The following is an 8,676-nucleotide window of genomic DNA, read 5'->3' on the forward strand; positions in this document are numbered from 1 at the left end:
CTCTCCCCCTCTCCCCCTCTCCTCAGCGCCCTCTGCGGTAAAAAAAGAAACTCAATAATCACACTAAAAATTATATGGTACGCGGAAACTACGATCGCCAAAAACCCTACTTACGCAACCCCAACATCAACAAACCAATCGCCGAAATCTATGCAGACTTAGACGCATTTAGCTGGGAGATATTTGAAGACCAACCCCACCGCTTCGATACCGTAAGTTTCTACGTCTTACTTCCCCCGCTATTTTACGAAGGAAAATTCATCAAAGGAATTTACTTAAGCGAAGGAGTCGAACTAATCAACAAACTATTTCCCCAACTTTCCTCAGTATTTTTATCCTTCACCTATTCCCCCGGAATCTCCTATTCCTGGGCCCCTGTCGCCGACGCATACTCCAGTTTATACAAAAACCCGCAGCGAGATAAATGGTTTCGCGAAACTTATCCAAATCGCGCCAACAAACCGATCGTACCACTGCAAGACACAGACTTCATCAACGAATACTTAATTTCTCCCCGCAACGTCCCCGCCAAAGACATCGACTTGCTAGCCGTCGCCCGAATTTCCGAAGAAAAAAACTTGCCAACGATTGCTAAAGCCTTAAAAATTTACCGCCAAAAATATCCGCAAAAACCAATAAAATTAACAGTTGTCAGCGGTCACGACTTTGATGTTAATAACCTAAATACTCTCGACGAACTCGCCTTAAAAGAATGGCACCAAGTAGAAGCAATTTTAGGCAATCCCTCCGACTACATCAACTTACTACCGCGAGTTGACTACTACAGCGAAATGCCTGTATATTATTCGCGCGCCCAAGCCTTCGTCCTCGGTTCCCTCCTCGAAGGAAAAAATCGGGGAATTACCGAAGCAATGAGTTGCAACGTACCAGTAATTTGTTTTGAAGAATTCAACCAATACGCCAGAGGAAACTCGCCTGTTTTCCCGGAAGGTGCGGGACTTTACGCCAAATTTGACCCTGAATCCTTAGCCGATACTATTCATACAGTATTGCAAAATCAAACCGAATTTAAGCCGCGATATCAGTATTTAAAGCATTGCGGCCGCAAGAATTTTTTTAACACTTGTATAGACAGTTTTCCTTACTATCAGCATAACATTCCCGACTACAAACCGGGAGAAGCATTTAAGAATTTGTGGCTGGATTTGGCGGTGCAGCAAAATTATCAAATTAGTTTGGATAGTTTTTTGTATGGAGGTTCTCCATTGTCTCATATTCGCGGCATAAATACGATTCAGCAAAATCTCGGCGAGTTAACTAAGTTTCAATGACAGATAATTCGGAATGATTAAACCGCAGAGGCCACAGAGGACACAGAGGAAGAGAAGAGAGAGATTAATAATTCTGATGTCAAGGGATTTGAGATTAGTTTTCATAGGGAAAAATTTCGCTAAAGGGCTCGTGGAATTCATTCCCTAGCGACTGGTAGATGGTCGGTTTTAGTTGACACTAATGCCCTATTCCCTATGACAATATCCTCAAAAATCTTACTTGCCAAAACTCTTGCTAAATTCACAGGAACAGCATTCCCGACCATTTTGTAGCCGTCCGCAATATACTTGTACTTGAAGATAAACTCATCAGGAAAAGTCTGAACTCTCGCACATTCCCTCACCGAAAGCCTGCGGTAAGGTTGAGGCGAATTGGGGTCAAAAATGCGCTTGTCCTTGCCAACCAAAATCATTTTACTAGCTTGAGGGTGTAGAGGTGCGTGTCGGCCGCCCGCCTGAATTGTAAAGGAAGGTTCGCCCCAACTTCTAACTCGATTTCGCGACATATAAATGCTCGAAAACCCCAAATCTGCACATTCGTGATTCGCGACAGAATCGTGATAATTATCTACTTTACCCTTAACTGACATTGGGGCGATCGCCTTTAAGTCAAAAATCGCATCTTCCAGCGTCAAAACATCCGTTCCAGGCGCGGGAAACTCAAAACCAAAACCCAGATTTTCCCGATAACCGACAACAATTACCCTTTGTCTATCTTGCGGAACACCAAAATTTCTAGCATTCAACAACTGGAACGAAACTCGATACCCGATCGCCTCAAACTGCGATAATATATAAGTGAAAGCATCACGATTTCTAGGCGCTAAAATACCCCTAACATTCTCAGCCAAGAAAAACAAAGGCTGCTTGTCCCGCACAATTCTGATATACTCCCAAAAAAGCTGACCCCGACAATCATCAATCCCGCGTTTCGCACCAGCCGCACTCCAACTTTGACAAGGAGGCCCGCCGATAATCCCAATACAATTAGGGATTTCATCAGAATTAATTTTTCTGATATCTCTGCCGTCTAAAATAGTTTCAGGATGATTGAAATTATACGTATCCCAAATAGACTTATCATATTCATTCGCCCAAACCAGATTAAACCCAGCCAAGCGAAAACCCAAATCCAACCCCCCACAACCCGAAAACAGAGAAATAATATCCAAAGCCACCTTTTCTCACCCGCAATAAATTACAATCAATCAATTATAAACATCTCTTTCTTCTCTCCCTCTGCGCCCTCTGCGCCCTCTGCGGTTAATAAAAAAAATATAATTCACACACAAACAGAATTCATCATCCTCAATGAATGCAGAATCCATCCTCCAATCTTACCAACACTTCGGCGTACACCTCGGCCTAGAAAGAATTCACCAACTCCTCCAAAAACTAGACAACCCCCACCAAAAAGTCCCCATTATCCACATTGCCGGCACAAATGGCAAAGGTTCCGTTTGCGCTTATCTCTCATCCGTACTCACAGCAGCAGGCTATCGAGTCGGGCGCTACACATCCCCGCACCTAATCGATTGGACAGAAAGAATTTGCATCAACCAAAAACCAATTTCTACAATAGCATTGCAACAGTGTCTAGAACAAGTTGTCAGCGCTGCGGAAGGTAATACAGAAACTCCCACTCAATTTGAAATCATCACCGCAGCAGCTTGGCTGTATTTCGCCGAACAAAAAGCAGATATTGCCGTCATAGAAACAGGATTGGGCGGTAGATTAGACGCGACTAATGTTTGCGAAACTCCCCTTGTCAGTGTCATTACTTCTATCAGTCTCGATCACTGGCAAATCCTCGGCCCTACTGTCGCCGATATTGCTGGAGAAAAAGCCGGAATTCTCAAATCAAAGTGTCCGGTAGTTGTCGGAGAATTGCCCGAATCTGCTAGAATAGTAGTAGAAAAACGCATTCAAGAATTAGACTGTCCGGCAATTTGGGTAAAACCAGCGGTAGATTTAGGAGAAGGATTTGCAGAATATCAGTTAAGTCAAAATTCGGTTAAAATAAAATATCAATTGCCATTGTTGGGACAAATTCAATTAATGAATTCAGCGATCGCCCTTGCAACTCTCCACACCCTCCAAAACCTAGGATGGCAAATCTCCTCCACCGCCATCGCCGACGGAATCGCCACAACCCAATGGCCCGGAAGACTTCAACAAACTACCTGGAAAAACCGCAACATCCTGATTGACGGCGCGCACAATCCAGCCGCTGCGATCGCCCTGCGCGAATACGTAGATCATCTTACCAGTTCCCCGTCCCCGATTAACTGGGTCATCGGCATTTTGGCGACGAAAGACTGCGATGATATTTTACAAGCTTTACTCAAAAAGGGCGATCGGCTTTACCTAGTACCCGTACCCGATCAAAACTCATCATCCCCCGCAGAATTAGCCGCCCTCGCTAAAATTATCTGCCCCGAATTAACAGTTTGTCAAGCCTTCCCCGACTTAACAACAGCCTTAGATGCTGCAGTTGCAGGCGACAATTTAACAGTGCTTTGCGGTTCCCTTTATCTCGTCGGCTACTTTCTGCAACAACAACAATCCCAAGCTTAAACGCATTATAATTGTGTTTCTTCCTCGGTAAAAATAGGAGGCCACAGTTCCGAAACGGGCAATTCCCAACCGGGAAAAAGTTCTGTTACTGTTAAAATATCGCCATTTCCTAAAACAGTCGGTTCGCCTGTAGATCGATAAACAGTCACTGTTTCTTCATCAGGATCGATCAGAATTCCGACAACCGCACCCAATTCGATAAACTTCAAAACCTTGGTTTCTATCGGCTTAATGCGATCGCTCTGAGATTTAATCTCAACTACCAAATCCGGGACAAGTTCTCCAAAATAACGCGGACTTTGGCGCAATCGGGCGGCGCGCACAAAAGAAACATCCGGTGCTTTGACATTCGTATCCGGCATGATGAAACCGCCTGCGGAGTCAAACACTCTCCCCAAGCGACGGGGGTAAACCCAGTTACCCAGCAAGCGAATCAAAATACTGCTGATTTCACTGGATACGATGTCTGATGGCCCCATAATTGAAAGTCTCCCGTCTTCTAGTTCAATTTTGTAATCTAAACCAGCTTCCGAAAAAAGGCTTTGAACTTGGTTTAAATCTTTGAGTGTCATCGCTGGCATAAGAATTTTCTCCTATTCCGATCAGAGCTTTGATTTTAACACAAGTCAAATTTATGAAGATTTGAGGAATTCAAGCTATTTTTGTAGAAATCATCAATCAAGCTGAATTGATAAAGGCGATCGCACGGGATAAATAAACCCGGTTGCTGGGATGAGCGATCGTTCTTACTTATTTATCGATAAACATTTACCTCTAAAACAGTCGAGATTGACTTGTCCAGAGTTATCCTCCGACTCCGCCCTGTGAAAAAGCGGTAATTTCATCATTCGATAATAACTTAAAAGCTTATATATATGGCGACACGGATTCCCATTATTTAATAATACGTCAAGTAGCAGAAAAAAGCAAGGGGGAAAAGCAAAAATATTTCCGCCCCAGCTTTAATTCAAAACTACCTTTGATCCCAAGCAGTCGCCGCATCACTCACAGCTTGTTCCACGGATTTTTCCCCCAACATCGCCGCTTGCAAATTGTCATAAATCGCCTTTTGCAACTTCTTAACATCCTTGAGAGGGGGAATTAACAACTCAGCTTTCGCCAAGCCAGAAGCACTGACAATCCTAGCTCGATCGCTCGGAGCAGCATCAGCCGGAACACTCTTAAAATAAGAGTCCTGCAAAGCCTCAACCGTAGAAGGCAAAACATTAGCAACCTTCGCAAACGCCAACTGATTTTGAGAATTTGTCACGAACAAAGCAAACTTCACAGCATCATCAGGGCGCTTGCTGTCGCGAGGTACAACCAAATTCATCACCGCCACAGTCTTCTTGCCGGTTTCCCCCGTAATTTGAGGCGCAGCAGCCGAGACAGCACCAATATTCGGAGCATTCTCAGCGATCGCCTTTAAAAACTGCGGCCCAGAACCCAACAAAGCAGTTTCTCCAGCTTGATAAAGCTCGATCGCCCTGCGATGTCCCTGCACCAAAACATCCTGCGGCAAAAGTCCGCCCTTGTACAAATCCACCCAATACTGAAAAACAGCCTTCCCCTTATCAGTATTAAAAGCAGCCTTACCTTTAGCATCAACCAAAGGCACACCCATCTGCACAAAAGATTGCAAAACCTCCGACGAATCTTCCGGTACAAAAGTCGCAAAAAAAGCAAATTTACCAGTTTTATCCTTCACCTGTTTCGCCACAGCCGCCAACTCGGCATAGGTAGCGGGAGGCTTAGCAATTCCAGCTTTTTTAAACAACTCCGTATTGTAAATTGTCACTCCAGTTGTCAGATACCAAGGAATGCCAAAAGTCTTGCCATCGAGTACGCTAGCTTTCCAGATATTTGGCAGATAGAGCGATCGCACTTGCTCCGAAATTCGAGAGTCCAAATCCAGCCAAGCATTGCGCCCCGCCAACAGCGAAGCAAAATCAGGATTCAGGTTCACCACATCCGGCGCAGTTTTCGCCGAAACAGCACCCAAAATCTTACTTTCCATCGCCGACCAAGGGACATCCACCCAACGCACCTTCACGCCCGGATTTTTGGCTTCAAAATCAGCGATCGTCTGATTAAAATACTCAGTAAACTGAGGTTGAAGCTGCATAGTCCAGAACTCGATTTCGTTAGCATTCTTAGTTTGGGAATTAACAGCAGGCTTGCCGCAACTCACCACCGCAGCCAGCAGCAGCCCCACCAGCCCAAAAACAGCAAACAGTTGCCAAGATTTACGCTTCATAGAATTTAATTTCAGAATCATGGGAACCGTTAGAGAAAAAAAAGCACAGCCCGCCGAGAAAACCAGAGAGTCAAGTTCTAGTCTTGGTTGCGCCAGAGCCCTGCGAGGGAGAGAGTCGGTTTTGCAGCCGCACCGGCAGGTTTTCGGTCGATCGAGCTGAAAATTGTTGACATTCGCCGGAGAATAGCTATTGTCAAGTAAATTGGATAGCATAAAATCGGAACTAGCGATCGCGCAACCAAGACCCTGCAGCGCAGCACCGCCAACGGTACTGCGAACACCGAGATTACAGCAGGCGCGTTGGAAATACATACCAGGTTTCAAACAGAATGTCAGTCTAGGCCAGCAATCCAAACCCGCCGGCCAATGGGTCATTCCTAATTGAAAATCCCAAATGGTATCACCCTCCAACAGCCAACGGCTGAGTCAGGCTGGCCAACCACAAAATAAACAAATAGCAACTACCGGCGACCCAATCACATGGTTAACTTTTTCAAAGGTCTACTTTCCCAACGCCAGCCAGGAATCGGGATCGAAATAGCCCCAGACCGCATCAACATCATTCAGCTCGAAAAGAAAGCTCAGGCATTAAAATTAGGCATCCTAGCCTCAATAGAAGTACCAGAAGACATAATACAAGAAGGGCAAATAGTCGATCCGCCCGGAATGGCAGAACTCATCCGGTCAGTCCTCGCCGAAAACAAAATCAAAGCCAAGAAAGTAGCCACAGCCATTCCCGGCCGCGAAGCCGTCATCCGCTTAATTCCAGTTCCCGCAGAACTCAACGAAGAAGAACTGCGGGATTACATGAACGCAGAAGCAGGGCTGTACTTGCCGTTTCCCAGAGAAGACGCCGACGTAGACTATCAAAAAATCGGCTTATTTGTAGATGACGACGGCGTAGAAAAAGTGCAAGTGGTATTAGTAGCTACCCGCAGAGAAGTTACCGACACATACATCGAAACCTTCAAAGAAGCCGGACTGATCATAGACGTGCTAGAAGTAACCAGCTTTGCCCTGATTCGCACCCTCAAAGACCAACTGCAACAATTTTCATCCCAAGAAGCCGCCGTCCTCACAGACATAGAATTTGACAGTACCGAATTAGCTATAGTAGTGGACGGCATACCACAATTTAACCGTACCATCCCGATCGGCACCTACCAAATCCAGACCGCCCTCAACGAAGCCATGAACCTGCCCCCAACCAGAGACACCACCGAACTGCAAGGCATGACCCTGCCAGTAACGGATACAATGGGCGCATCGGGAGACGCCAATCCAGGCACAAATGCCATGATTAAAGTATTGGGAGAACTCGCAGACGAACTGCGCCGCTCAGTAGACTTTTACCTCAACCAGAGCGAAGAACTCGAAGTAGCGCAACTGCTGCTAGCGGGCCCCGGAGCCGCGATCGGCAAACTCGACGAATTTTTCATGCAGAGATTAAGTTTGCCCGCATCCCAAGTCGATCCCATCGAAACCCTAGGACTCGAAATCAGCCAAGAAATTAGCCCCGAACAGCGAGCAGGCTTAGGAGTAGCCCTAGGCTTAGGACTCAGGGAGGTGCTCTAACCTAACAGTTTTAGATAATAGTAGAAAAACAGATTTGAGAATTTTAGGAAAAAGCTTCCTCCGAAAAAAGCAGACCCCTGATGCAGAAGGTAAAATATTGGAGGTAAAAGGTAAAAAGTACAAGGTAGAATATCCGAGATAGAAGCAGCCAATTCCTTCGGAAAAAGGCCGAAAATTGTTTCCTTCTTCCCTAAATAAACCCTTAACTTGTACCGATAATCTGGCGCTCACTCTAAAATCTAAAATTTCACATTTAAAGCAACCGCCTTCACAGTTAAGACGTTCTTAATTGCTCAAACCTCAGCCGTCGATTGCCACCAAAAGTCCCTCGCGCCGATAACTAAAGCCTTCCTCCGACCTGCTTTTTTCTGCCTTCTTTTTTCTGATAACTGATGACTGATAACCTTCGCTCGCGGGGAACAGCACTGATGACTAATGACCAATAACTAATGACCAATGACTAATGACCAATGACTAATGACCAATGACTAATGACTTCTTCCTTCAGCTATAAAATCGAGTGAAGCCATGTACAGCCTAGATATTAATTTTCTCAACGATCGCCCGGACTACAAACCAGTCACAGCAGCCAAAAGCTCAGCTAAAAGAAGTTCCGGTGGAGCCAAAGACCAACTGCCCCTCATAGGGGCGCTGCTGTTTGCCTTCGGCCTCAACGCCGCAGTCATGGGCGCCTGGTGGTGGGCTACCAACGAAAACACCGGCTTAGCCACAGAACAAGCAACCATCGACCAAGAACTGGCAAAATTAAACACTCAAGCCAGCGCCATCAAAGCCATCAACGCCGAAACCGACAAAATTACCGGCGAATACAAAGCATTAGCCGGAGTATTCGACCAAATTAAACCCTGGTCGGCCATGCTGCAAGACATCAGCGCCCGCACCCCCGCCGGAGTGCAAATTTCCAAAATCGAGCAAATCGACCCAAGTCCCGCCCCCGTTGCAGCACCCCCACCG

The 8,676-nt window shown here is 45.9% G+C and carries 6 protein-coding genes and 1 pseudogene; 4 read left to right on the forward strand and 3 right to left on the reverse strand.

Annotation, left to right across the window (positions count from 1 at the left end; all coding sequences use genetic code 11):
- The first annotated feature begins 74 nt into the window (after nt 1–74).
- Nucleotides 75–1,292, forward strand: coding sequence for a glycosyltransferase (locus AACV78_RS13955; RefSeq protein ID WP_194012791.1), 1,218 nt, complete (start codon nt 75–77; stop codon nt 1,290–1,292).
- 137 nt (nt 1,293–1,429) lie between these two features.
- Here AACV78_RS13955 and AACV78_RS13960 read toward each other — a convergent pair whose 3' ends face one another.
- Nucleotides 1,430–2,470 (reverse strand): DNA cytosine methyltransferase, encoded by a 1,041-nt coding sequence (locus tag AACV78_RS13960; RefSeq protein ID WP_368666977.1) that lies wholly within the window; start codon nt 2,468–2,470, stop codon nt 1,430–1,432.
- 133 nt (nt 2,471–2,603) lie between these two features.
- On the opposite strand from AACV78_RS13960, the gene AACV78_RS13965 reads away from it, so the two are divergent.
- The gene (locus tag AACV78_RS13965) at nt 2,604–3,869 is read left to right on the forward strand and encodes a bifunctional folylpolyglutamate synthase/dihydrofolate synthase (RefSeq protein WP_194012789.1); all 1,266 of its coding nucleotides are present in this window, start codon (nt 2,604–2,606) and stop codon (nt 3,867–3,869) included.
- 5 nt (nt 3,870–3,874) lie between these two features.
- On the opposite strand, the gene AACV78_RS13970 is transcribed toward AACV78_RS13965, so the two are convergent.
- Complete coding sequence (locus AACV78_RS13970) at nt 3,875–4,450, reverse strand: Uma2 family endonuclease (RefSeq protein WP_194012788.1); 576 nt, start codon at nt 4,448–4,450, stop codon at nt 3,875–3,877.
- Between the two features lie 392 nt (nt 4,451–4,842).
- Nucleotides 4,843–6,126, reverse strand: a complete 1,284-nt coding sequence (locus AACV78_RS13975) for an ABC transporter substrate-binding protein (RefSeq protein WP_194012792.1) — start codon at nt 6,124–6,126, stop codon at nt 4,843–4,845.
- A 480-nt stretch (nt 6,127–6,606) separates the two neighbouring features.
- On the opposite strand from AACV78_RS13975, the gene pilM reads away from it, so the two are divergent.
- Both pilM and AACV78_RS13985 read left to right on the forward strand, forming a co-directional pair.
- Nucleotides 6,607–7,701 (forward strand): type IV pilus assembly protein PilM, encoded by a 1,095-nt coding sequence (gene pilM, locus AACV78_RS13980; RefSeq protein ID WP_194012787.1) that lies wholly within the window; start codon nt 6,607–6,609, stop codon nt 7,699–7,701.
- Between the two features lie 528 nt (nt 7,702–8,229).
- Nucleotides 8,230–8,676, forward strand: a pseudogene (locus AACV78_RS13985) (PilN domain-containing protein); the annotation flags it as partial.

It is taken from the genome of Tychonema sp. LEGE 07196 (genome assembly GCF_963890365.1).
GTDB lineage: Bacteria > Cyanobacteriota > Cyanobacteriia > Cyanobacteriales > Microcoleaceae > Microcoleus.

Coding starts and splice junctions, on each gene's coding strand:
- pilM (WP_194012787.1), top strand. CDS start 6,607: ATGGTTAACTTTTTCAAAGGTCTACTTTCCCAACGCCAGCCAGGAATC.
- AACV78_RS13965 (WP_194012789.1), top strand. CDS start 2,604: ATGAATGCAGAATCCATCCTCCAATCTTACCAACACTTCGGCGTACAC.
- AACV78_RS13970 (WP_194012788.1), bottom strand. CDS start 4,450: ATGCCAGCGATGACACTCAAAGATTTAAACCAAGTTCAAAGCCTTTTT.
- AACV78_RS13955 (WP_194012791.1), top strand. CDS start 75: ATGGTACGCGGAAACTACGATCGCCAAAAACCCTACTTACGCAACCCC.
- AACV78_RS13975 (WP_194012792.1), bottom strand. CDS start 6,126: ATGAAGCGTAAATCTTGGCAACTGTTTGCTGTTTTTGGGCTGGTGGGG.